Origin of the sequence: Flavobacterium adiutor (assembly GCF_048282555.1) — a bacterium.
Lineage (GTDB): Bacteria > Bacteroidota > Bacteroidia > Flavobacteriales > Flavobacteriaceae > Flavobacterium.
Genome location: NZ_CP182487.1, coordinates 1,672,326 through 1,697,997, shown reverse-complemented (window position 1 = coordinate 1,697,997; position 25,672 = coordinate 1,672,326). Strand labels below are relative to the sequence as shown.

The 25,672-nt window shown below is 32.8% G+C and carries 18 protein-coding genes; 5 read left to right on the top strand and 13 right to left on the bottom strand.

From position 1 onward, the window contains the following. From ACNC7R_RS07490 to ACNC7R_RS07435, 12 genes are all read right to left on the bottom strand, one after another. A complete protein-coding gene (locus ACNC7R_RS07490) occupies positions 1–1,170 on the bottom strand; it encodes a hypothetical protein (protein WP_417940309.1) in 1,170 nt (389 codons plus the stop codon). A gap of 219 nt (positions 1,171–1,389) precedes the next feature. Then, positions 1,390–2,130 carry a hypothetical protein gene (locus ACNC7R_RS07485; protein WP_417940308.1) on the bottom strand — a complete coding sequence of 247 codons (741 nt, stop codon included), beginning with the start codon at positions 2,128–2,130 and terminating at the stop codon, positions 1,390–1,392. Positions 2,131–2,141: 11 nt separating this feature from the next. Continuing rightward, positions 2,142–2,726, bottom strand: coding sequence for a hypothetical protein (locus ACNC7R_RS07480; protein WP_417940307.1), 585 nt, complete (start codon positions 2,724–2,726; stop codon positions 2,142–2,144). 129 nt (positions 2,727–2,855) lie between these two features. Next, positions 2,856–3,746: a hypothetical protein gene (locus ACNC7R_RS07475; RefSeq protein WP_417940306.1), complete on the bottom strand. Its 891-nt coding sequence runs from the start codon at positions 3,744–3,746 to the stop codon at positions 2,856–2,858. Between the two features lie 99 nt (positions 3,747–3,845). Further along, positions 3,846–5,000, bottom strand: a complete 1,155-nt coding sequence (locus ACNC7R_RS07470; RefSeq protein WP_417940305.1) for an SH3 domain-containing protein — start codon at positions 4,998–5,000, stop codon at positions 3,846–3,848. 97 nt (positions 5,001–5,097) lie between these two features. Beyond that, entirely contained in the window at positions 5,098–6,213 is a 1,116-nt protein-coding gene (locus ACNC7R_RS07465) for an SH3 domain-containing protein (protein ID WP_417940304.1), read from the bottom strand. Then, complete coding sequence (locus ACNC7R_RS07460) at positions 6,200–8,899, bottom strand: hypothetical protein (RefSeq protein WP_417940303.1); 2,700 nt, start codon at positions 8,897–8,899, stop codon at positions 6,200–6,202. Before ACNC7R_RS07460 ends, ACNC7R_RS07465 begins: the two co-directional genes overlap by 14 nt. Before the next feature lie 11 nt (positions 8,900–8,910). After that, positions 8,911–9,405, bottom strand: a complete 495-nt coding sequence (locus tag ACNC7R_RS07455) for a DUF4280 domain-containing protein (protein WP_417940302.1) — start codon at positions 9,403–9,405, stop codon at positions 8,911–8,913. A 52-nt stretch (positions 9,406–9,457) separates the two neighbouring features. Next, on the bottom strand, positions 9,458–10,531 hold the full coding sequence (locus ACNC7R_RS07450) for a peptidoglycan-binding protein LysM (protein ID WP_417940301.1): 1,074 nt from the start codon (positions 10,529–10,531) through the stop codon (positions 9,458–9,460). A 19-nt stretch (positions 10,532–10,550) separates the two neighbouring features. After that, complete coding sequence (locus ACNC7R_RS07445) at positions 10,551–11,522, bottom strand: TssN family type VI secretion system protein (protein WP_417940300.1); 972 nt, start codon at positions 11,520–11,522, stop codon at positions 10,551–10,553. A gap of 2 nt (positions 11,523–11,524) precedes the next feature. After that, entirely contained in the window at positions 11,525–12,469 is a 945-nt protein-coding gene (locus ACNC7R_RS07440) for a type VI secretion system baseplate subunit TssG (protein ID WP_417940299.1), read from the bottom strand. Continuing rightward, a complete protein-coding gene (locus ACNC7R_RS07435) occupies positions 12,453–13,094 on the bottom strand; it encodes a C40 family peptidase (protein ID WP_417940298.1) in 642 nt (213 codons plus the stop codon). The genes ACNC7R_RS07440 and ACNC7R_RS07435 overlap by 17 nt, the downstream gene beginning before the upstream one ends. Positions 13,095–13,438: 344 nt before the next feature. Here ACNC7R_RS07435 and ACNC7R_RS07430 point away from each other — a divergent pair, with 344 nt between their 5' ends. Both ACNC7R_RS07430 and ACNC7R_RS07425 read left to right on the top strand, forming a co-directional pair. Next, on the top strand, positions 13,439–14,491 hold the full coding sequence (locus ACNC7R_RS07430) for a PKD domain-containing protein (protein ID WP_417940297.1): 1,053 nt from the start codon (positions 13,439–13,441) through the stop codon (positions 14,489–14,491). Positions 14,492–14,498: 7 nt separating this feature from the next. Further along, on the top strand, positions 14,499–16,955 hold the full coding sequence (locus ACNC7R_RS07425) for an AAA family ATPase (protein ID WP_417940296.1): 2,457 nt from the start codon (positions 14,499–14,501) through the stop codon (positions 16,953–16,955). Between the two features lie 40 nt (positions 16,956–16,995). Here the strand turns inward: ACNC7R_RS07425 and ACNC7R_RS07420 are convergent, their stop codons facing one another. After that, positions 16,996–17,766 (bottom strand): XRE family transcriptional regulator, encoded by a 771-nt coding sequence (locus tag ACNC7R_RS07420; protein WP_417940295.1) that lies wholly within the window; start codon positions 17,764–17,766, stop codon positions 16,996–16,998. Positions 17,767–17,853: 87 nt separating this feature from the next. On the opposite strand from ACNC7R_RS07420, the gene ACNC7R_RS07415 reads away from it, so the two are divergent. The 3 genes from ACNC7R_RS07415 to ACNC7R_RS07405 all read left to right on the top strand — a co-directional run bounded on the left by ACNC7R_RS07415 (position 17,854) and on the right by ACNC7R_RS07405 (position 25,658). After that, positions 17,854–18,471 (top strand): alpha-ketoglutarate-dependent dioxygenase AlkB family protein, encoded by a 618-nt coding sequence (locus ACNC7R_RS07415; protein ID WP_417940294.1) that lies wholly within the window; start codon positions 17,854–17,856, stop codon positions 18,469–18,471. Positions 18,472–18,783: 312 nt separating this feature from the next. After that, positions 18,784–23,583 carry a hypothetical protein gene (locus tag ACNC7R_RS07410; protein WP_417940293.1) on the top strand — a complete coding sequence of 1,600 codons (4,800 nt, stop codon included), beginning with the start codon at positions 18,784–18,786 and terminating at the stop codon, positions 23,581–23,583. A gap of 2 nt (positions 23,584–23,585) precedes the next feature. Further along, positions 23,586–25,658 (top strand): hypothetical protein, encoded by a 2,073-nt coding sequence (locus ACNC7R_RS07405; RefSeq protein ID WP_417940292.1) that lies wholly within the window; start codon positions 23,586–23,588, stop codon positions 25,656–25,658. Positions 25,659–25,672 lie beyond the last annotated feature (14 nt).

The window sequence follows — 25,672 nt, the reverse complement described above, 5'->3', positions numbered from 1 at the left end:
TTAATCTTTTATAAAGAAACCGTGACGTTTTGGATTATGAACGATGTCTTTTTTCTCTGTTTCGGCAACAAACAATTCGATGTTTTCTTTTTTCTTACCGATGTAATCCAGTTTATTCAGTGTTTCGAATAGTTTCTCTATTCTCGTTAAAGCATTTATTACAAGCGTAGCAGTTTTATCAATATGCACGTGATCGTAACCGGCATTTATAAGAGTGGTAAACATTATTTCAAGATCTCCCTGTGAAATATCACACCATTCGGCAAAATAATTTAGCAGCTCTTCTTTTCCTGCTCCCGATTTTGAATCGATAAAGTTCTTCATCACTCTGGCAAATGCTACAACCGTGCTTAACATTGAAGCCGGATGCTGGTGCATTGAAAACCAGCGGAATTGCGTTAAACAACTTCCTAAATAATATCCTGTATTATCTGCCAGCTGCATTACTGTTTGAGGTAAAACTCCTGCCTGTTGTCCTCTGTTTATTTTTTGAGAAATCTGAACCGAGTAAATTTCAATCTGACCAAACGAACGTGCAATCTGTGCTTGTATGTCTACTAATTTTGGATGACAAGCCACTGTTACAGAAGGCGGAATATAATCTTCATCTAAAACTGTTGTATCTCCAATAAGAACTTTACCAATAGCAAGATAGAAACCTCCGTATCCAATTCCTGAACGGAATTCTTCGGCTTTAATTAAATGCAATTTGTATTCTGGCTGTGTGAACGGATATCTTGGCGGTACTTCATCTGGATCTGGCTCGCCAAAAGGGATTCTCTTTTTTGAATTAACCGATATACAGGCCAATAAAACCAATTGTTCGCCGTCTTTTATTTCATAAGTATCTTCCGGATACGGAACCTGAAGATCTAATGTGTCTGTATTACTTTTACTGATTTCAATTCTGGATCCGTTTGGTGTTATGGCGTGGCATTCTTCTACACGAACACGAAGCAGTTTGTGATTATCAATTCCTAAGGTGATTTTTGTGGCCTCTTTATTTTGGTTACCTGAATCCAGCAGACCATAACTTATAGGCGTAGTATGAATACCAATTGCATCATTTACCAACTCAGAAACGTTGTCCTGAATAGATAAAAAATGACTCTTATTTATCTTCATCCCATCAATCCAGTTTACGGGAAAATGATTTAATTTTTCTATCATAATTCTATATTTTTTTATTTTGAACTGAGAGTGTTTTGTTTATCTCTTTTAGTATGGTTAGTTTTTAATGTGCTATTCTTTTGACTTCATCAATTATAACAAGATTTTTCGGGTTAAATAGTAACAATTTCGCGCACTGAGCCGGATTTTAAGCTTTTATCTTGGAGTAAATTTTTAAACCAGAAAACGTTTTATGGCTATATTTTTGTTTTTCTGTATTTAGTAACAAAAATCAAACATGATAAGTTTACATGAATTTTCTTTCCACTTTATCCATTTTGTAACATCTTTATATTCTTCAATATAATCACATGATGTTTTTGCAACTGATTTGATTTGCATAGAGTCTCCTTTAATCTTCAAAGCTTCATAATAATACCTTTGTTCCTCTTTTGAACTGTTTTCAACTTTTGAAGTAAGATGAATAAAAGCTGTTTTAATATATGCTTCCCATGAATGGAATTTATATTTACAGTCTTTCTTACTAACTAATCTTTTTTCGTTATTTATATAAATAATTAAAAAATCATTATCAGTTTCAGGCTGTTCTGCATCGAAACAAAATATTTTATATTCTATATTTGGAATTATTTCTCTAGCAATAACCATTTTCGGGAATTTAATATTAAAGGGCTCTTCTGTGTTATTTTTCAATTTTATACTGCCATATACAGTCTTATCTAAATTTAAAATTTCAAAATCCTTATCAATTGATAATTGAACTACACCAGCACCTCTTAACTCATTTTCAGTATAAAATTTAATTCCTCCATATTCTGTACTCATCATATTAAATGAATCTATTAAACAGGAATTATTACTTAATTTCTCTTTATCATTATCTACAATTGGTCTATTAGAGTAATTTCTTTTTTCAACATTATTATGATTTGTTGGTTTTTTATCATTACAAGAAATCAATATTATTACCATTAAGAAATTAAATATTACTTTCTTCATTATAAATTTCATTATTTTTTTATACTCTTAATTAAATTAATTTTCCCATTATTTTTATCAATCCTATATTGATTCCAAGAATTAAAATTAATACCTTCTTCATCTTCATTAATTTGTAACAACCATAAATCCAAATTAGAATTTATATAAAATAAACGCGTTATTACAACTAATGCTTCAGAATAATTCTCGTTTTTATAAATAATAATTTTGTCAGTTTTTTTATTGTTTTTGTAAATTGAGAGACTAATGTGAGCACAAATAGTGGCATCTGAATTATCTACTTTTTCCTTTTTTAGCTGTAAACTAATATCTCCAATATTTTTCTTCTCAATAGTATTAAAATCCCACTCATTAAATTGATCATAATCAAATTTAATTTTCGATAGATTTTTTCTTGTATACGCTATATCTGTACTATTCTTTATCTGGCTAATAAAATCATCTTGTGAAATTATTTTATCTCCAAATGATACAAACTTAATATCTTTAATACTTAGAGTATCTTTTGTCTTGTTTACTGCCTTATCAACTATTACTTCCTTTTTACAAGAAATCAGTAATAGAATTATCAAAGGAAAAATTATTCTTTTCATCTTCTTTTATCTTTTATTAATTCCCTCAGCTAACAAAAGCATAAAACTCCTGCTAGCTGGGGCTTTTCTTTTCAATATGTCAAGGATCATATTACTCTTTAATAAATTCCAATAACCTTTATTGTCTAATTATTTCTTATCAACTATAGCACCTTTATTATCAATAACATAAGACTTATAAAGAACTTTCTTTTCAGTTGTGTTTTTTCTTTTATATAAACTTATTGTGTAATCTTTTGAAATATTGAACTGAGTGATAGATTCTCCATCCATTAATCCAATTTCTAAAGAAGAAATTATTTTATTATCACTAAGGACTACTAAATCATACGACTCTATATCTGAATCAGTATTACATAAAATCATGGGCTGATAATCTTTAATTTTGGGAAGATACATATAATCACTAGGGTGAAAATTATTACCAAAAACCTTGGCGATTGCATTATCTTCTTTAAAAAAGTATTTTGGATAATTATTATCACATTTGATACTATCATATGGATTTACACACGCCTTATAGTATTCATCAAATTCTATTGGCAAAATAGAATATCGAATCTTTTCATTAGCAAAATCTTTTTTAACTTCTTTTTTTTCTATTTTACATAAACTGAAAATATCATTCTGTGATAAAATATTCGTATCGAATTCTACTTCAATTGGATTATCTGGGTCTGCACTTGTATTGTATAGTTTACGATCATTAACATTTAATACCAACCAAGCAATTGTACTTTCAACTATTTGTTTAACCTTTGGATCTTCAGGTACATTATTTTCAATGTACACTTGAATAGTCACATTATCACCTTCAATTCTATCTATTTTAGTTAAAAAGTCATTTTGTCCTCTTAAATCTAATTTACTTGATTTAACAATTTGATAAACAATGTCTCCACAGGTTATTTCTACATTTTCAGCAGAAGTCTCTTTTAATGAATCATTTGGCTTATTTAATTTGGAATCTTTACAGCTTATTAAAATAAGTGATATTATTATTATTAATATTTTTTTCATTACGCTTATATTATAATTCCCTCAGCTAACAAAAGCATAAAACTTTTGCTAGCCGGGATTTTTCTTTCAATATGTCAAGGAGCTTTTGTTTTATTTATACTATTCAGCTTTAATCTTAGTTTTATAAACATATCCTTTATTCCCAGAACTTGTTTTGATCAGCCACCAATTACCTGAATCATCTAATACTTCAACTTCCGCATTATTATTTATTTTTTGTAAAATCTCTGATGAAGAATTTTTCTCTTTTCTAAGATTCGTAAATCCATCTGGATCCGAGATTTTAAAAATCTTACTTACTTCATCGGAATCTGAATCTCCTCCATAAACATTTTCTACATAATCTTGAAGTCTCTTAAGATTAAAGTAATTATTTTCCTTTAAAAAAGTTTTATACTTTGTATTCTCACTTAAATTAGATTCTATATGACCTACTACACCAACTCTTAAATCTTTTTCATATAAGAAAGCAATGTATTTTTCTGCATCTAAATAGTTGTTTGAATTACTTCTTATTTTTTCAATTATATCAGAAAAACTGTTATAACCATTACCATCTTTTGCCTCTGTATAGCCTTCAACTGTTCCTTTATAGATAATATTTTCAATATCATTTAGAATACTTTCTCTTAAAATATACTTTTTAGATTTTACATCGTATGTAAAAATTAAATCATGGAATGAAACACTATCATCAAAATCGAAATTTTTAAATACAATTTTTACCAACTCTTTATCAGAATTATAGCCGTATTGTACAACTAAATCTATTAACTGCTGTTTATAACGAGACTTCAACCAATTAAATGCGATTTTATCCTCATAGAATACATAAGAATTATAATAAAGTTCAAGGTTTTCATTAACAGCATTTTCACTACCATCAGTTTCTTCATCTTCAATTAAGATAAATCTACTTTCTTTGATCGCAATTTCAGTAAACATTGCAGGTCTCAAAACAATAATATTGTTTTTATAATCATACAAATTTACTTTAAAGACCTCTAAAGTTCTTTTTCTAAATGTCTGTTCATCTGGAAATTTAAAATTATTCTTTACGAGGCTTGTTTTCACCTTGTTAATATAATCTATAGACAAAGTATCATAATTAAACTTTTTACCATCTCCTAAATCCGTTAAATTATAAGGGGCATCTTTTGAATCATTAGAATTCCCTAAATTATTTTTTTTGCTGTCTGTTTTTCCAGTACAAGAAACTAGCAACAGAATTATTAAAAAAATTATATTTTTCATCTTTTTTTATTAATTCCCTCAGCTAACAAAAGCGTAAAACTCCTGCTAGCTGGGGCTTTTCTTTTCAATATGTCAAGGAGCTTGTTTTTATTTTCTTTTATTCCGATTTTATTTTAGTCTTATAAACATATCCTTTTTTACCTGATCTAGATTGGATAAACCACCAATTTCCAGAATCATCCAATACGTCTATTTCTTCGCCAGATTTAACTTTACCAACTATTTCTGAGTTACTATTTTTATCTTTCCTTATATTAGAGTAACCATCAGAATCTTGGATGTAATATTTTTTTGTTTCTGAATTTTGATCGTTATTATTTTGTGTAGTACGAAATACTTTTGTAAAAAAAGCTAAGTCAGTATGTCCGTAATAATTTATTTTTTCGAAAGAATTAATAATTTTAGGATGAGAAACAAGAAGATTATTTAAAAGTCTATATGACATATCATTATCTGTATCTATATCAGCATTTGATTTGCCTTCAAGACCAAGATTTAATAAATATGCAATAGCTTCATCTATTTTTTCCGTTGATAACTTATTGGTATTCATTATATTCTTTCTATTATCGGCTAAATAAAAAGTTAAGTGATATATAAGCTCTTGTTTTTTTGAAAGGTATTTAAGAATTTTTTTTCTAATAGTATGATCTCTATTATAAAAGACCATTGATAATTTGAAATTATTTGAAAAATCATCCCAATCACCAATATTATCAGAAACTTTCTTTATTAAAGATTCATTTTTTTCGTAATTAAATAATACAACCACATCTCTTGCCAAATCAATATCCTTTAGACTGGTCCCTAAAGTAGAAGCCATATCATTTAAATATATAATTTTATTTAAATTTGTTAGAGATTTCATATATGGATAACTTATAAGCTTATCTTCTTTGATTTTATCTATATCTGGTAAAATATCTTCTCCTATTTTAATATATTTCCCTTCTTTACATATTTGATAGTCTATAGATTCACCAAGAATGTTAATGTCATTATAACCTTCTTTCAAATTACGATTATCAATACCAATAATGTCTTTATTAACATTTTCAAAATTTTCATTGGTATTTTTATAATTCGATTTATTCAAAACATTGATAAACATCTCTATTTCTTTTTTTTCTATGTTATTTACTTTATTATCCTGACCTTGGCATGATATATTTAAAAAAATCAATAAAATATAAGTATACTTACTGAGCGTCATTTTTTTTATTTTTTCTATTAGTATTTGAATCTTTAGGATCTGCAATTGTTTCATAATCTGTGAATAATTGATTTAAGTTTTTAGGATTAACCTCTTCGACATATACAAAAACTTTTTTGTTTGAACTTAAACAATTTGAAAAATGCTTTGTTATTTCTGGCATATCTGCATTATAAACTCTAATACATCCATGAGTCACCATAAGTGCCCCATTATCAGTTAATCCAGTCTTTCCATCACCAATTGTATGTCCACAATGTATTAATATACCAGATCTAGAAGAAGCTTTTAATGCATCTCCAGCCTTAGGAGAAAGTCTAATTACTCCATGATTACCGAATGACACTCCTACATTAGCAGTTTTTAGTTCTAATCCTGCATTCCACAACCCATTAGGTACATTTCCATAACCTCCATTGGTATATCTGTCTTCACCTCCTGTGCCCAAAGCCAATGCATAACATTTGAATAAAATGCCCGAATCATCGAAAAAAACCAATAATCCTTCTTTTTTTCTATCAGAAGGGACTATTATGTTTATGTATGCAGTTTTATTATCTGCTGTATAATTATTATCGTATGTAGAATACTTACCAATTACCTTTGGTTTAGGCACTTTTGTTCCCCATTTACATCCGTCAATATTAAATTTTTTAGATGTTATATCATTAAAATTTTTCTGTTTTTCATCATAATTTGTCGTTATTTTCTTATTGTTTTTATCTTTAATATCTACATTATTCCCTACTAAAGGACAAATGTCATTTTTTACATCCCTAGTCTTATTTGCTTTAATATTTATTTTCTTCCATAAAAAGAAAATCATTGATGTAAAAACAGCTAAATCTAAACGCTCACCTACTAAATGTGGCTTAGATAGAATATCTATTTTTTCATATTTTTGTATAAACGAATTACAAAATGTATAAATTTCTCTACCAGTTATTTGTATTAGTCCTCTACCTCTAAAATTCCAACCATCACTTCCTCCTTTATTTCCTAATTCTTTTCTATTACTATAAGCTGTATTTGCTATCATTTCTTTATTAGCACTTTGATATTGAAGCTTTGGCCTATTGTAATTGCTTTGAAGAGTCTTAATGTTATTTTTATCGATTCTTCCATATTTAAATGCTAAATCATTTGGAGGACCATAACGCTTTCCTGTTGTACTAAATGCAGAAAAAGTATCTGGTAAAGCTTGTACCGCAAAATTCATTAACTCTCCAGTCTTTAACTCTAATGATTTCCCTCCTTCTACCATCGCTTGTGCAAAAAAGTGAGCTTTATTCCAACAAGTATCCATTCCTAAATCTTTCATATACTTAGTGTAGGTGGATGCTACCTTTTCTAATTTTGTTGGATCAGCATTTGGGAAGATATCTTTTAATTGGTCAGCTGTTACTGGATCAATACATTTTTGACAAACTCCTTTTCCTTTATCTTTCTTATCATCATTCGCGTCACCAACCTTCGCAGTCTTATTAGTTTGTTCAACCGGATCCGGTTTAAAAACTTTAGCATCTACATCAACTACTTCACTTTTGCTATGTATACTAGTTTGTATAACTTCAACATCAGCAAACAATTCCTGCTCTGCTCCTTCACCAGAAATTCCTCCTTTACTTCTTAGTATTCTGTCTAAATGCACAGTAATTGGAAATATATCGCTGGTAATCTTAAATTTTTGATCAACTAATAAATCATTACTTAAATAATCTTCATCGTATAATTTAAAACGGATCTCTTTTCCAATCAAACCTTGTGAGTCAACCCAAACGATAATTTCTTTTTCCTTGTGAGTTCCTTTTATAGGCTGTTTAGCAGAGTTTGTAATATGTACTCTGGTAATTTCTGCTTTAACTTTTGGAGCTGATGAAGATCCCGTGGCTGGAGCTTTAGTTTTTGGCTGTGTCGGTTGTGGTAGAGAAGCTTTGGGTTTAGCTGGTGCTTGCTGCTGTACCGGAACTTTACCTTTAAATGGTGCTACAGGAGCTTCGAGATCATTTACGTTTACGTTGTTACTTGCAATTTTATCTTTGTTAAAATCAACGGTAACATAGTATTCGTGAATTTTACCTTCTTCCGGCCCATTTTGTTTAGCAATTTTAGCAAAACTTGGTCTCAGCAAAAAGTCAACATCTGCTTTACCGTTTGCAACAACTCCTGAAAGTGTTTGTATGATATTTTTCTCATTTGCTTTGTTATGTCCGGCACCAATAGCATCATCTTCCCAAAGTGTTACAAATACTTTGTGTTTTTCCATGTGCAGACAGTGAACCCTTGCTTTTAGAGTCTGTCCATATGAAAGCGGTTTTGCTGGTTTCTGTCCGTTTTTATCTAGCAGTTCAATACTCTCAATTTTTGGTTTTTCGGCGGGATGTGTCGTTACATTCAAACGCGCCACATCTTCTCCTCTTCTTGCCAGAATACGAATACCTTTTCTTTCTAAACTTTTTTGAAGAAAGGTGTAAGAGATTCTTTTTCCTGTTTTATCATTTTCTTTTGTCTTACGCCATCTTCCGTTTTCGAGAATATATATTTCCCATTTTACAGGCTGTTCAAAACTATTACTAGAAGCTGAATTTTGAAAAGGCAGAACACTCGGTAAAAAAGTATTTACTGAGTAGAATTCTTCCTTACCTACAACAGGATCCGGATTTCCAATTATTTTAAAATCTGACATACTATTTTATTTTATTTACAAATAGAATCACTCTCTTCTAAACTCTCTTGAAATTTTGATGTATTAACCAGCGGATTTAACTGATTATTTACTTGCGGCTTCGCCTTTTTTGCATTTTGTTTGCTCGCTTCTACTTTTTGACCGTGTTTGTCTACTTCTATACAATCCGGTCCTCCAATAGGACAGGTTCCTTTACTGTCTTCAAGCAGAATTTTTCCCTGATTACTTAAGGTTACTTTTTCATAAAAAGCACTCCACTTAGTAATTGTAGCCTGACATGGCAGATAATCACCGCTTCCATTTGGCTGCATTTTGCATTTCCCGAAGGTATTTTTCTCTAATGTCTGCCCAATTTCTTTGTCAGTAGCAATGAGTTTTTTCTCTGCATCTTTATCATTAGCATAATGTTTATCCTGCGATTTTACTTTTAATATATCTGTTTTTGGTTCTACGCTAAATTTACATTTAAGTGAAGCTCCCTGAACTACTATATGTTTCTCACTCATTGCCTTACCATTTATGAATATTACATTCGCTAACTACTCTGTTTTTAACTCTTTAGTTTTGAGTTTCTTCATTCTTTAAAGATTCTATTTGTACGATAACTTTTATTGGTTCATCATACTCGATACTGCATTCTAAATTTATCTTTTCGATACAATAACTATGTTCATCAAGAAAATATGAAGCGTTGATTTTTCCTTTCCACGGGTCAAATCCAAAACTGGCTTCACCTCCAGAATCTACATAATCTCCTTTTTGTTCTACTTTTACCAAATTTGATTCATCTAAAATCGAATCTATCTTTTGCTGTACCGCAAACTTCGATTCTTCATCTTTCTCTAATGGAAAAAAGACTTCGTTTTGAAACGAATAATTTGATGTATAACTAACGTAAATGCCGTTAAAAAAAGCTCTTAAAAAATAGTCTGAAGAAAGAGACTCAAATAATGTTTCAGAATTTTCTAAAGCATATTCTGTATGTTCAATATAATTTTCTGCAACCTCACCTTCAAAATAATCCAGAACTTCTTCTTTAGTATCCTTCCATCGATTTTCTATTTCATCATAATTGTAAATATCAACCCACTTTCCAGATTCATCTACCACAATCTTTAATGGATATAAAACAGCAGCGGTTTTAGCTGCCAGTTCATCCATAACTGTATCTGGTATGGTATTGTTGACATAAATAGATCCTTTATTTATTTCAAACAAATGATAATTATTTCTATCAGTAGCAAGCCATTTTACACTTACTTTCATTTCTATTGTATCTACATCATCTCCAAAAACAGTTGTATAGTTAACCTGGTAATCATTATTAATTTTGTCTGCAACAAATGGCAGTGTATAATTACTAGCTAAACTAACTTTCTGATATTTTTTTTCTGTTTGTTCCTTTTTAGCTTCAATAGCTTTTTCGGGTGCTAAAATCAAATACTCTAAATAACTCTTAAAATCAGCTTCTATTAAATCAGGAATTTCACAGTACATATTATGATACCTTCTAAGTTCCTGAGCATCGATGCCAAGATCACGAGCAACACTTTCGAGCGCATCTCCTTTCTTGATTTTATAAATACGAAACTTATCGTATGATGACTTTTCAGGTTTATCTATATAGTACATAACATTTCAAAAAAAAATATTAAACTGCAGCCTCTTTTTCCTTCTTTTCAACTTTTGGTTCAAACATAAAATCTTCTCCTTTTCCTTCTGCTTTTTTCGTTTGATTAACTTTTTTAATCTTTTGTCTTTTACAAATGATAACTGAGTTTTCGGTAATACCATTCATTCCTAAAGTATATTTTGCATCTACATATTTTGCCGTTTGATACCATTTTGGTTGTAAAAAAAATACCCAGCTGCAATTTTCACCGTTTTCTTTTAAATCAATTTTACTGTCGGCGTTATGTTCATTATATCCTGAAACAGTATGATAAAAAAGTGCCCCGAAATCAATTCTTACCGGACCTTTGGATCTTAAAGAAGTATATTTTGTATCGGTTTCTTTTTTCTGAATTAATAAGGTAATCAACAATAAATCTTTCATTTCAACGTTTTCAATCTCAGGAAAAGGATTTTTTCTTTCCGGAATTTTCCACGTAACATATTCTTTCGGAGGTATCTGCATCATATAGTTAAAAACTGCGTAAACGCCTGTCGGGACTATAAATACCAAGAAATGAGAACACATTAAAAAAGTCAGCGCAATCCCATTTAAAGCAGTATAAATAATCACAAATAACACACTTGAATAAAGTGATATTAAAAGTGAAAACAATAATTCGATACCCACAACGCTTTTTAAATTAAACTCATTAAAGTACCATCTGTACAGGTAAACATTAAGGATTCCGAAAAGCAGTGATGCAATTTGATAAAATAGAAATTCGTCTGACAACTCTGTAAATAATTTGTTATACCCCAAAAAACCCACCAGGGCATAAATCAATACAAATGAAAAAACATAGATGTAAAACTTTCTTTTATACTGTACCGTAAATTCTTTTATTTTATCACTGAATACCATTGTAAGTATAAAACTTACCGCTATAATTACTACTAAAAATACAATAAGCCTAATATCAATGAGGGCTAATAAATGCTTTTTTACCATTACTAAATTCGTGTTGTGTACCCTAACACAGGTTCTTTACTAAAATTAAACTCTTCTGTTTCCTCATTAATCAATAACACTGTTTTTACTTCTACTTCCATTGGAAAAAAATGTTCGCAAAAACAATCTATAAATATTTTTATCTCGCCGTTTTTAAGGTAATGCTGATAAGGTTTGTTCGTTATAGGACCTATTTCTATCCTTAAATTCAAAGAATAATCCATATAATCTTTTCCGGTAATAAAATCAACCCCTAATCTGTTTTCTCCTAACTTGATCTGTTCACTTTCTTCGCTGTATTCTTTTGAAGTTGTAGTGGTATAAGTAACTTTTTCTTCAATGATACTAGACAAACAATAGCAGGCCAAATCAATATCTCCGACAATTTTATAGGCATAAGGCAAGAGCTGGATAAACTTTGAAACTAAAATTTCCGGATAAATGTGCGACAATCCCCAAAAATCATAGAAAAAATCTAACGGTTTACTTCCATTAAGCTTATACAAAAAATTTCTTTCAACACTTTCTATTTTCGTCCGATAATGAAAAATTTCATTTTCAAAAGGAGTAAAAAAAACACGGGCTTCAGCTTCTTGTTTTTTCTGGTGTTTATGCTCTCTTATCATCTGTTTTACAGATTTATCAGAGTTATTTTCAGTCAAACTATGAACAAAACCCTCAGGAAGCGCATCATATATGCTGTCTCGCGAAAGTTTAATATTAAGATATTCCTGTTTATCATAATTATCATCCTGAATTGCCGCTCCCAAAACATCGCTTCTGTATGCGCGTGAAAACTGCCCGTGATTCGAAATCGTAATTTCATCCTGTACCACAGCTTTATTTTCAAGAAGTTCATTTGCAATAACTTCTGCCCTAATATCGTACGAAATATTTTCAATTTCGTACACAAGATCTTCAAGACTTTTTTTACTTTTTCTTTCCATCCTCGTTAATTCGTCCTGCGCCTATGTATCGTAACTGAAAATATTCATCATTGAAATTATATATTGCCAGACCTCTCTCTGTACAAGCCAGAATTCTGTCATTATGCAGGTACAAACCAACATCTGATATGGGATGGTCTTTGTCGTATCGAAAGAAAACCAAATCGCCTTCTGCAAGAAAATTTCTGCCTGTAAAGATCTGGATCGATTTAGATTTCCATATTCCAGCCGGGTCTTTAGGAAGCGTAACTTTATAAACATCACTGTACAAAGACTGAAGGAAATAAGAACAGTCAATTCCTTTTTTAGAAAAGCTTTTCTCCTTGTATGGCGTATTCAGCCAGGGATCTATGTAAGAGTATAATTTGTAGTTGGTAATTTTATTTGGCATTACAGCCAGAATAATAGAGTATTTTTCTTTTAGAGCCAGAAGTTCATCATTTAAATTCTCTGAATTGTCATTAACGACGGTTTTATTTTTTAAACCTGTTTCTTTCATTTGAGACTGTTTCTTTAGCAGCTCTAAAGAATAATCATATTTAAATGGAATCTCCAAAATATATTTTTGAGCATAACATTCTGTAAATAAATGCATCATAAGAATCATTATAACAATCTGCCTCATAAAAATATTATTTAGTATTCTTTTTTTTAGATAATTAAAATATTATTTCACACCCAAATGGGTAACTTTTACATTTTAGCAACGATAAAAAACAAACTTTTGATTTAGTTTTCCATTTTTTAACTTGAGAAAATTCTCATTTTTGAACGTAACTCGTTTATTATGAATTTATTTACTTTTTGGAACGAGATGGTTACAAACCTAACAAAATATTTTGTAAGAATACAAACATTTTTTGTAAATTTTATATTATAAAAAATAGTATTTTTAATTTTTTTAAAACTACATTTGCTTCCGTTTTTTGTTAAAATTATCTTACATAGTAAAATATTCAAAATCTAAAAATGAATCAAAAAAATATTGATATCAGGGTTGTTTTTTTTTTCGCAATTCTCTTATTAGCTGGAATCATTGCATTTATAGTGCAGTTTTTTTATCATGTTGACTGCGATGATGCTAAATTTTATATTTTCGCAGACCATTCTCAATCTGAAGAATCGATTGAGTTTTATGACAAAACTCCAAACGCAAAATCATGGATTTGGGACTTTGGAGACGGATCAGAAAAAGATGTCAGAAAACATACTTTTCACATCTATAAGAACCCGGGGAAATACTATGTTTCTTTAACAATAAACGGCAATTGCACCCATACAAAAGAGATCACGATAAAGGATAAATTTGCTGCAGATAAAATAGGCACTCCAAAAATTATTGTACCCAAAACTATTACCGTTGGACAGCCCGCCTATTTTAAATCAATTTCTGATGATGCCAGAACCTGGGAATGGGCATTTGGTGAAAATAAAGGCATTGATGAAACCTCTTCCAACCCCGTTTACAGCTTTATCACACCAGGTGAAAAAACGATTACTTTAGTCATAAACGGAGATTTCAGCCGCGTGGCAAAAAAGATAATTTATGTGCATCCAAGAGTTATAAAAAAGACGAATCCGCTGGATGTAAGCTCTTATGAATTTGAGAAAAAAGCCGAAGCTTTTGCTTTGCCGAGAGGACCAGTTAAAAAAGATCCGCTTGAAGAAATGCTGCAATATGTTCCGGTTGCACCAAAAGCAAAAACTGTAAAAGACACTGTTGCCACGATCAAAAAAGCACCTAAAATGTCTGAAGATCAATTTGAAATTTTGTTTAAAAAAGTAGCCGAAGGTAGTAAAGTTAAAGATGATTTTGCTGAGTTTTTATGTGATGATCTGGATATCCCGGTTGTAAAAAATGATAAAGATCTCTTAACTTTTGCACAATTATGTGCCTCTGTAAAAGGAAAAAAAATAAAAATTGAGTCAATACGCTTAAACAAGGACAAACAAACTAACTGCATTAAAGGATTAAATATCAGCTATAAAGTAAAAAAATATCTGGTATGGTCTAAAGATTAAAATTGGTATGAAAGAAGAAAAAAACGTTTTCAGTGCAGAATTATTAAGCGCATTAGAAATTGCGAAGAAAATCGCTAAAAACAATTCGAACAAATATTACTCGGCACCGCATTTACTAAAAGCCATTTTAAACAGAGACTTATCACTTTTAAAACGACTTGAAGCGATGGGCAAAGATGTTTATTATCTTGATGAATGGGCCGAAGTTCGAATTGAAGAAGAACCAAAAACTACTCATGTTCTTGATGCTGAGCCAAGTGATTTAATTGATGACATCATAAAAGAGGCAGAATCTGTACGTATAGCACTTAACGAAGATGAAATTAGTCTTTATGCTGTTATAATTGCTTTAAGTTCTCCAGGCGTAGGTTTCAATTTCGACCAAATGAAGTCCTATCCTATTTCCAGAAATGAATTACTTGAAGATCAGATTGTTATTCGACAAACTGAGAATGGCACAAAACAAGAAGTAAAAAAAGGGTTTTTAAGCAAATACTGTATCCATAAAAATCTGGAGAAAAATAAAAAAAGAGTCCTCGCAATTGGGCGAGAAGCCGAATTGAATGCCATAAAAGAAATTCTCTGCCGATTCTCTAAACCTAATGTTCTGCTTATAGGCGACCTAGGTATTGGAAAATCGATTTTAATTGATACTCTTGTTCAAAATGTAATAACAAATCAGGTTCCGGATGCTTTAAACAAAGTACAGCTTTTTGAACTGGACTTATCTTCTCTTATTGCAGGGGCTTCATACAAAGGCGAAATTGAAGATCGTTTAAAAAACTGCATTCAGGAATTAAAACAATATCCCAGAGCTATTTTAATTATTGAAGAAATTCATATTTTACTTGATAAAAACGGAGGAGATTCCGGCGTTTCAAATGTTCTTAAAGGCGAACTGGCAAAAGGATTAAATATTATCGCGACCTCAACAATTGATGAATTTTCAAAAAGAATTGAGAAAGAACAAGGACTTTCTGGAATGTTTGAAATCGTTAAATTAGAAGAATCTGATGATGATACTTTGTTCCGAATGATTCGCGAATCTATCAAAACCTATCAGGAACATCATAAAATACAAATAGACGATGAAACCATTTCAGAATCTATCCGATTATCCAGAAGGTATTTAAAAGAAAAAAGGCTTCCTGAATCTGCAATTAATCTGATCGATCATACGATGTCGGTTTTAAAAACTTCAGGAGAAACTTTTCTTAATGAAAAACAATCTATCATCAACAAATTAAATCTTTTAAAAGAAAATACCAGCAATTTATCTGAAGATCAATTGATAAAAGAATACAATTGGTTTCTGATTGATTTAATAAACAAAACAACATTTTTGATGGATGTTGATGAACAAAATGAAAAAAGAAATTTTGAAACATCAGAATTGATCTTAAATTATATTGAAAACCTGATTAATACGCTTGAAGAAAAAGCACTTGATAAACGCTCTCATATTGAAGCTTTTGATTTGTCCTTAATTATTGCTAAAAAAACCGGAATTCCGGCAGGAAAACTTAAGGAAGAAGAAAAACAGAAATTAAACAATATTGAAGAAGTTCTAAACCGAAGAGTTATTGGGCAGGATCATTGTATAGCAACGGTTGCTGGCTCTATTTTAGAGTCAAGATCCGGATTAAGCAAAGCCGGACAGCCTATTGCATCTTTCTTTTTTCTTGGACCAACAGGAACAGGAAAAACAGAATTAGCCAAAAGTTTAGCTGAGTTTCTGTTTCAGGATGAAAATGCTATCATCCGATTTGATATGTCAGAGTTTAAAGAAGAACATTCAGCTGCACTTCTTTACGGTGCGCCTCCTGGATATGTAGGTTATGAAGAAGGTGGTCTGCTCGTGAACAAAATCAGGCAGAAACCTTATTCTATTGTTTTATTTGACGAAATTGAAAAAGCGCATCCTTCAGTATTTGACGTATTCCTGCAAATCATGGACGAAGGAAAACTACATGATCGTTTAGGAAAAGAAGGTGATTTTTCGAATGCCATTATTCTTTTTACTTCAAACATTGGGTCAGATCATATTGTACAAACCTTCAATAGTGGTCAAATACCAGATTCGTCTTCACTTATGGAAATTATGGCAAATTACTTTAGACCAGAATTTTTAGGACGCCTGACAGAAATTGTACCTTTTGCGCCTATCAGCAAAGAAAATGCTTTAAAAATATTTGAAATCCACCTTAAAAAAGAGTTTTCTGATTTACTTAAAAACATTAAAATCGAAGTTGAAATCCCGATGGAAACTAAACTTTATCTTGCTGAAAACGGATACAATGCAAAATATGGTGCAAGACCCATAAAAAGCATCATCAGAAGTCATTTGCGAAGACCTTTGGCTAAGAAAATAATTTCGGGTGAAGTTAAAGATGGAGATAAAATGATTGTTGCTGTGGAAAATGGAGAGGTTAAATGGATTAAGGAAAATATTCTCGTATTATAAAAACCAAGTACGGTTTGTAAAAAAAAATTCGGTTTGCCGCCTACTTGTCCTTATTCTTTCTTATTTCGTTTACTTCCCTCTTTACCTCTAAAATCAATTCTTTCAGGTCCTGAATTTCATTTAATTCCTGCTTTTTATCTGAGCGCCCTATATTGCAGCGGTATTCCCAGATTTCGATAATGTCTGAGAGCCTGACTTCATAATTGGGATAGAAATTATTGTCTGATTCTAAAACCAAAGCGTTTTTTTTATTTTTATTGAGGCGTTTGTACACCATTCCTTCATTTTTAGTAATGAGTATATATGTTTTGCCATCCTGTACATCTCCCAATCTTTCTACATAACGTCCTACAATAATACTTCCGTCTTCGTGCGGTGGCATTGAATCTCCTTCGACAGGAAATCCCCTGTGTTTCCCCGGCCCCAGAAAAGGAAGCGAAATCTGCTGAAGGCTTTCAATATATTCCGGATCTGCGTATCCATTAAGATAGCCTGCTTTTGCTTTTTGTGTTACGATTTCGATAAAATTTTCACCTCCATGATCTACGAGAATCGGCAGAACCAATCTGTTGCTTTCGAGTTTAATCAAATGCTGCATATCAATTTTACGGATATCGACCGAAAGCAGCAAATCAATACTCATATGATAGTAGCGGGCTATTTTTTTTAAAATTTCATACGGAGCCTCAGAAGTGCCGTCTTCATATTTAACATACCTGCCTCTGGTAATCTGAAGGCTTTCTGCTAATTTTTCCTGAGATATTTTTTGCCTAACCCTTAAAACCCTGATGTTATCTGAAAATAAGGACATATTTGATTTGTTACAATTTATAACCACAAATATAAAAAAAATTGTTACCACCTGTGCTATTTTTGTATATTCCAAAAACAATCAAAAATGACACTTTTTAATGATACCGAATTGTTTTCGAGCGGTACAGGAGGCAAAAAGCAGTTTGAGGTTCCTGATGCTGAACTTCTTTTAATCGATAATTTTTTCTCGAAAGAAGAATCGGATTATTATTACACTACCTTACTCTACCAAACGCAGTGGCTGGAATATGATATGCCTATGTATGATAAAGTAGTTACCGCGCCCAGAATGATTTCTTGGTACAGCGATGCTAATTTAGATGCACCTGAATCCAGTCAAAGCTGGCCGACTGAACTGCAAACAATCAGAGAGCGTGTGGAAAAAGAAACCCATATACAATTTAATGCCGTCCTGCTTAATCTTTACCGAAACGGAAAAGACGGTGTGGGATGGCACAGCGACAAGACAAAAAGCAGCAATACGAATATGGATATTGCCTCTGTTACCTTTGGAGAAACCAGAATGTTCAGGCTGAGGCACAAGTTTAGAAAAGAGATTTCGCAAATTGAGATTCCGCTCCATCATGGCACATTCTTACTGATGACAGGTAGTACAAACAGTTTCTGGCAGCATCAGGTTCCTAAGACATCCCGTGATGTGCTACCTAGAATCAACCTCACTTTCAGGAGGATTCATAAATAATTACGACATATCTCATACAATTCTTACTATAAACAACTGGTCTTTTTAATAATATTCCAGGAAATAAATGAATGTTTATAGTTTCAATCTTACCATATAATTGCACTATAACTATGATTTAACCCCCTAAAATAGCGTTTTTGTATTGCCTCATTAGTATTAAAAAACACGTTAAAAAAAAGTTTAAAATTCTATTTTTTCCTGTTAAATTTATTTTATATTTGACCGCCGTTAAATCTATTATAATAAGTCTTTCTTTACAAAGGTTTCTTTGCAAAGAAAAGATCTTATGCCACTTAACCAGTCCTGCAATTGAAAAAAATTACCCCAAAGTTCACTTATTGCCTTTTTTGTATTGTTTTATTTATCATCTTCGGCACTTTTGCCCATGCAAATGATACCATTACTGGTCAAAAAAAACAATCTATTTCATTAAAAAATATATCCCAGAAAGAAATTCCTTCCCTTAGTCCGTTTTCGATATCGGCACCAGCAGAAAGTGAATTTACCAGTTCTTTTATCCAAAGCCATTTCCCAATTTCAGCCCAAACCAGCGATGACCTGGGTAAGGCGATGTCAACCTGTGAAGAAATTGACAAGAACATGAGCCTTCTGACTGATTTTCTGGAGCCACAAAAGCTTTCGACCCTTCCGTTAGGAATCAAAAAAACTATTGGTGGCATACAATATCTGCTAGGTATCAGCAATGCTAAATTCACTCCTGAATACACCGAACTAACTGCATTTGTTAGGATTACACTTCCTCAAACTGATGAAACGGGAAAACAAAAGCAGCTATTTTTTGGTGCCAATAATATAAAACTTTCCCATAAAGGCGGCTTAGTCGGGGCTACTAACCTCGTATTGCTTGGTGATGTCCCTATAAAAATCAATGGTGAGAACCTGCTACTGATTTTAAAAGGCGGTATGAATATGGATACCGGAGAAATCAAGAATAAAACCTATGTTACAATAGATTGTAATGGTTTTAAGGAACTGGGACTTGAGGCGGATGTTGTTTTTTCTAGAAATTTATTAGAGCCGGTCGATGCCAGCTATAATGCGCTTCCTGCTAAAGAGAGAGTTACGGCATCCTTTAAAACGATTGTAACGAACTGGAATGATATTTTAATCGAAATATCCCTGCCTACATTTCAACTGACGAATTATAAAGGAACCTGTTTTGAACTCAACAAAGCTGTAATTGATTTTAGTGACCTTCATAATTCGAGTTCTATTGTCTGGCCACCTGATTACCAAAAAGATTATCTGGTGCCGGGAAATGAGAATTTATGGAGGGGATTGTTTGTAAGTTCGCTAAAAGTAGTACTCCCATCCCAATTCAAAGAAAAGGGCAGCGACAACCGACTTAGCTTTAAAGCCACAAACCTGTTAATAGACCGAATGGGCGTTTCGGGCAATTTTTCAGCCGATAATGTCCTTGATTTAGGAAAAGGCAGCGCTGCCGGCTGGCAATTTTCTGTTGATCATATCGAAATGGAGTTCAGAGCAAATTCCTTAATGCATGCCAAATTTAATGGCGCCATTGTTTTACCATTATCGGACAAATCAAAAAAATGTGCTGCCAAAACACGAGGTGAAATTGCTTATAACGCGCTTATCAACCCTGTTGACGATGAATATTTATTAAAAGCAGAAGTCAGTGAAAATGTCTGCTTTCAGGCGTTTAAAGCTACTGCCCGATTTGATAAGGGATCTTATATCGAATTAAAGGTCAAAGAAGGTAAATTTTTACCGAGAGCTTTTTTAAATGGTAGTATAGCCATAAAAGGAAGCAATAAGCCAAATGCTGAGCAAGAACCTGAAACCACCGATCCGAACCTCTCTCCTATGGGATTACAGATGGCACAAGGAACTCAGACTAAAACCACAACTGCACCACTAACTCCCACACAGGAAGATGAGGATGAGGATCAAGATGAGGACGAAAAAGGGGCTGTTGCTTTTAAGGGTATTATATTTCAGGATCTGGAATTACAAACGGTAACGCCAATTTTCAAAGCCAAGTACTTTGGGTATAAAAATGAGGCCGAAACTGATCCTAATTCTTCCAAAGTAGCTAATTTTCCCATCACTATTCATGAGATTGCCCTTGTAGCTGACGACGTATCCGCTTCATTAAAAATAGATTTGTCCGTCAACCTGATGAAAGATCAGTTCAGCGGCCGGACAAAATTTAATATTGTCGGGAAATTCGGAAAAGATGATGGTATTCAAAAGTGGAAATTTTCTCATTTGAAATTTGAGCGTGTAGATATTGCTGCGGATCTAGGCGGTATGAAATTGAAAGGCAGTATTGAGATAATGGATAATGATCCTGTATATGGCAAGGGCTTTAAAGGATCATTAAAAGCTGATTTTACAGGAGGGATATCTGTTGAAGCCAATGCGATTTTTGGCTCTACCACTTTTAGGTACTGGTATGTAGATGCCATGGTGGACAACCTAAATATACCTGCTGGAGCCATTACTTTTAAAGGTTTTGGCGGTGGTGCTTATTACCGAATGAAAAAAGATGGTTTCAGCAACAGATTTGCCGCTTCAGGCTCTAATTATGTTCCAGATTCAGAATCCGGACTTGGGGTAAAAGCCATGATTAAATTTGCAGGAACTGCCACAGCAGATGCTTTTTGGGGAGGTGCAGGTTTTGAAATCGCTTTTAATAATCACGGGGGGATAAACAGAATCAGTATTTATGGAGAAGGCCATGTAATGCAGCCATTTGAAATACCGGGTGCAGAAGAGCTGCAAGGTGCCCTAAAGGCCGTAGCCGAGAATGAAAGCCTTATGTCAAAAGTAGCCTTAGAAGCGTTGAAGACTTCTAATTTATCAGAAGCTGCAGCTACATTGTATCCTAATGATGTAAAAAGTTCCATGGGAATCAATGCCTTTGCTGCTATCGAATATGATTTTAGAGCGAAAACTTTACATGGGTCATTTGACTTATATATTGATACTCCTGGTGGTTTTATAAAAGGCCGTGCATCTGGTAACAGAGCGGGATGGGCTGTTTTGCATTTTGGTCCTGATAAGTGGTACATCCATATGGGAACCCCTACTGACAGGTTAGGCATTAAATTAGCAGTAGGATCAATCGAAGTAGAATCAGGGGGTTACTTTATGCTGGGTGACGATATACCGGGCAGTCCTCCACCGCCTGCTATTGTGGCACAGCTTTTAGGAGTGGATGCATCCAAACTGGATTATATGCGAAATGAAAATATGCTTAAGGCAGGACGAGGATTTGCTTTTGGAGCTGATTTCAGTATTAAGACCGGCAATTTGAGTTTCTTAATGTTTTATGCCAATTTTCAAGCCGGATTTGGATTTGATATTATGGTAAAAGATTACGGTGAAGCCGAATGTAAAGGCTCCGGACAAATTGGTCTGAACGGCTGGTATGCCAACGGTCAGTCTTATGCTTATATGCAGGGTGAGTTAGGCATCAACATAAAGTTACTTTTTGTGCGCAAGAAAATATCAATCATCAAAGGAGGAGGTGCTGTTTTACTTCAGGCAAAACTACCAAACCCCTTATGGATACGTGGTTATATGGCCGGTAATTTTAGTATTCTGGGAGGAGCAATCCGAGGCAGTTTCCGATTTAAACTGCAGTTTGGAAAAGAATGCGAATTTATAAACGCAGATCCATTGGCAGGATTAAAATCTATTGCTGACGTAACACCAACCGAAGGATCAAAAGAAGTAGATGTTTTTGCGATTCCACAAGTTGCCTTTAATATGCCCGTAGATAAAAACTTTACCCTGGAAGATGATAATGGAGTGAAAACATACCGCCTTAAGCTGGAAGAATATACTATTAAAAAAGATGGTGTACCGGTAATTGGTACATTAAGCTGGAATAGCACCAAAGATTTACTAAGTTTTAATGCCAGTGAAGTTTTACCTCAGAATTCTAATTTAGTGTTGACGGCAAAAGTAAGTTTCCAGGAAAATGTAAACGGAACATGGAAAACCATTATGGACGAAGGTCAGGTTGCCATGGAAAATGAGGTTCGAAACTTTACTACCGGAGCAGCTCCAAAAAATATTCCTGTAAGTAATATTGCTTACAGCTATCCTGTATTTGACCAGAAATATGTCTATCAAAACGAAAGTAAGGAAGCTTATATCGTATTAAAACAAGGACAGACGTATTTATTTGAATTAAAGCCTGGTCAATCCCAACAAGCTTTTTTCAAAACCGGAACTAAAACAACCAGCACTGCTATCAGATATAATACTGATTTGAAAAAAGTAATTATTGATTTCCCTGTACTGGAACAGACAAAGTCTTATAATCTATCGTTAATGACACTAGAGAAACAAAATGAAGCCAACAACAATTTAACTGAAAATTACCAAACGCAAAATCTGGCAGACGATAATAATCTGGACGTAAAAGACAATGAACTTAAGGAAGTAGTTTCTGGTGCAGAATCGATTGAGCTTGTACAATACAATTTCAACACCAGCCAATACAATACTTTTCAGGAAAAAATGGCTGCTAAAAAACCTAAACAGACATTGGTAGAAATTATTTATATGGATGTACATGCTTTACAGTCCTTAAACAGTTCGACTGAACCCTTTGATGAAGCAGAACTTATCGGCAACTCAAAAACATTTTTTCAACCTTTGGTAAGTACTGAAGCTATTTTAGATAATAGTTATTATAATAATGAAATCTATCCACTTATTTACCAGGGTTATCCTATGGAGGCTGATTTAAGATTAGATAAGGCTATTAATATTAGTTTAGGTGTTCCTCCTGTAAGGGGAGTCGAAACGATGGCATGGTATCAGGATTATATTTTTAACAATCCAACCAGTTTTATGCTAAAAGAATATCTGCCATATCGTTATAACCTGCCGTTTTATTTTAAAAATGATTTTATCGATTTACGATATAAGATTGTAAACAAATATCTAAATACGTCTAATCAAGCCATGATCGCAAAATATGATCGTATCATAAATGGAGAATTTCCTTATATTAAAAAGGGGCTTTATAACATTAAACTGAATTATACCCTACCAGGCGGACAGGCAGGAACCAGTTCTGTTTTTACTTTCAACAAATCAAATTAAGCATGAGATCCCTATTTTCACTCCTATTTCTTCTTATGATAGGTTTTACCAGTTTTTCACAAAACAAAAAAGATACTATTGTTGCTGAAAAGAAACCTGAAATACAAGTTATCGCCCGGGTTCAAAAAGACAGAATCTTATTAAGATGGGCTGTCAACACTCCGATTGCGTGGAAAAAGCTGAACACTTATGGCTATACATTAGAAAGATATACTGTAACCCGTGACAATAAAACCTTAACACAACCTGAAAAACTGGTTCTTGCCAAAGTTATAAAACCTGAACCTCTTGAGGCATGGGAAAAACTTATCGAAACTAATGATAATGCCGCCATTATTGCACAGGCTATTTATGGTGAAAGTTTTGCTGTTGAAGGAGGAGGTACTATCCAGAATATTGTGAATTTATCTGAAGAAAATGAACAGCGATTTACTTTTGCTTTATTTAGTGCTGATAAAGATTTTGAAATTGCCAGAAAAGCTGGTCTGGGATTTGAAGATAAAACAGCCAGAATAAATGAAAAATATGCCTACAGAGTAGTTTCAAATGTTCCTGAAAATGAACTAAATATAAACTATGGCGGAATATTCGTGGGGCTTAAAGAATATGAACCCCTACCAAAACCACTTGATTTTACGGTTCACTTTACGGACAAAAGCAGTATGCTGAGCTGGAATTTTAAAACCTTATCACAAGTGTATGGAAGTTATTATATAGAACGCTCCACAGATAAAAAGACTTTTGAAAGAATTACTGATAAACCGTATACCTCTTTAAATCAGGAAAACGCCAATAATAACCGTATTTTTTATGTCGATTCTATTGCCAACAATAAACCGTACAGTTACAGAATACAGGGGATTTCTCCATTTGGCGAACTAAGCCCTTATTCTGAAGTTATTACCGGAAAAGGAACTACCATCTTGAAATTTGTACCTCATCTAAAAGTGAAGGAATTTAAAGATGATACAACTGTTACCTTATCATGGGAATTTCCGGAAGAAGGTGATGCTGAAATTTCAGGATTTGAATTAAACCGTTCTGACAGTGATGATATCAACTACACCACAGTTGTAAAAAACATACCGGCAAAAAGTCGTTCTGTAACGTATAATAAGCTTTTATCAACCAATTATTTTACTATTACTGCGATAGGTAAACAAGGGAGCAACAGAACTTCTTTTCCAATGCTCGTTCAGCCTGTAGATTCTATTCCTCCTGCAAAACCTGTGGGACTAAAGGGTGTTATTGACAGTTTGGGTGTCGTAAAACTTACCTGGACTGCTAACAAGGAAAAAGATTTGTTAGGATATCGTATTTATAAAGGAAATACTGCTCAGGAAGAATTCACTCAAATAACCGTGAGTCCACATGAATCTATTGCTTATGACGATAAAGTGCAGATTAAAAACTTAAATCCTAAAGTATATTATAAAATCATTGCAGTAGATAACCGCTATAATATGTCTGATTTTTCAGAAGTATTAGTCATTAAGAAACCTGATGTAATCCCTCCTACTTCTCCTATATTTTCAGATTTCGAAATAAAAGAGGGAGCCGTTTTCCTGGAATGGGTCAACAGCCAGAGCGAAGATGTCGTGAGCCATCAGTTATACAGAAAAGAAAATGACCAGAAAGACTGGACGCTTATTCTGGATACCAAAAACAAAGAAGAAAAATTTCAGGATAAAACCGTTGTTGAAGGCAATACCTACCGTTATGCCATATTTGCTAAGGACGAAAGTAATTTAACTTCTAAAGCATCACCCGAAGTCGCTATGTTTGTGCCAAAGTATTCAGTAATGCCTGCTGTAAAAGGATTTTTTGCACAAGTAAACAAAACCAACAATACTATTGATTTGTCATGGGAATATGCAAATACCGAGGTAAACAGTTTTGAAATTTATAAGGCATCAGATACCGAACCTTTACAGCTGATTCAGGTACTTAATGGAAAAATAAAACGTATGTCTGACCCAACCATTACCATTAATACCACTTATAAATATGGTGTCAGGGCAGTTTTTAAAGATGGGAGGACTTCTAAAATGGAATTTTTTACTGTTAAATTTTAACGATTTTAGAAAAG

Bases quoted from the DNA above. Each gene is read 5' to 3' on its own strand.
- ACNC7R_RS07490 (WP_417940309.1), bottom strand. From the start codon at position 1,170: ATGATAGAAAAATTAAATCATTTTCCCGTAAACTGGATTGATGGGATG.
- ACNC7R_RS07485 (WP_417940308.1), bottom strand. From the start codon at position 2,130: ATGAAGAAAGTAATATTTAATTTCTTAATGGTAATAATATTGATTTCT.
- ACNC7R_RS07480 (WP_417940307.1), bottom strand. From the start codon at position 2,726: ATGAAAAGAATAATTTTTCCTTTGATAATTCTATTACTGATTTCTTGT.
- ACNC7R_RS07475 (WP_417940306.1), bottom strand. From the start codon at position 3,746: ATGAAAAAAATATTAATAATAATAATATCACTTATTTTAATAAGCTGT.
- ACNC7R_RS07470 (WP_417940305.1), bottom strand. From the start codon at position 5,000: ATGAAAAATATAATTTTTTTAATAATTCTGTTGCTAGTTTCTTGTACT.
- ACNC7R_RS07465 (WP_417940304.1), bottom strand. From the start codon at position 6,213: ATGACGCTCAGTAAGTATACTTATATTTTATTGATTTTTTTAAATATA.
- ACNC7R_RS07460 (WP_417940303.1), bottom strand. From the start codon at position 8,899: ATGTCAGATTTTAAAATAATTGGAAATCCGGATCCTGTTGTAGGTAAG.
- ACNC7R_RS07455 (WP_417940302.1), bottom strand. From the start codon at position 9,405: ATGAGTGAGAAACATATAGTAGTTCAGGGAGCTTCACTTAAATGTAAA.
- ACNC7R_RS07450 (WP_417940301.1), bottom strand. From the start codon at position 10,531: ATGTACTATATAGATAAACCTGAAAAGTCATCATACGATAAGTTTCGT.
- ACNC7R_RS07445 (WP_417940300.1), bottom strand. From the start codon at position 11,522: ATGGTAAAAAAGCATTTATTAGCCCTCATTGATATTAGGCTTATTGTA.
- ACNC7R_RS07440 (WP_417940299.1), bottom strand. From the start codon at position 12,469: ATGGAAAGAAAAAGTAAAAAAAGTCTTGAAGATCTTGTGTACGAAATT.
- ACNC7R_RS07435 (WP_417940298.1), bottom strand. From the start codon at position 13,094: ATGAGGCAGATTGTTATAATGATTCTTATGATGCATTTATTTACAGAA.
- ACNC7R_RS07430 (WP_417940297.1), top strand. From the start codon at position 13,439: ATGAATCAAAAAAATATTGATATCAGGGTTGTTTTTTTTTTCGCAATT.
- ACNC7R_RS07425 (WP_417940296.1), top strand. From the start codon at position 14,499: ATGAAAGAAGAAAAAAACGTTTTCAGTGCAGAATTATTAAGCGCATTA.
- ACNC7R_RS07420 (WP_417940295.1), bottom strand. From the start codon at position 17,766: ATGTCCTTATTTTCAGATAACATCAGGGTTTTAAGGGTTAGGCAAAAA.
- ACNC7R_RS07415 (WP_417940294.1), top strand. From the start codon at position 17,854: ATGACACTTTTTAATGATACCGAATTGTTTTCGAGCGGTACAGGAGGC.
- ACNC7R_RS07405 (WP_417940292.1), top strand. From the start codon at position 23,586: ATGAGATCCCTATTTTCACTCCTATTTCTTCTTATGATAGGTTTTACC.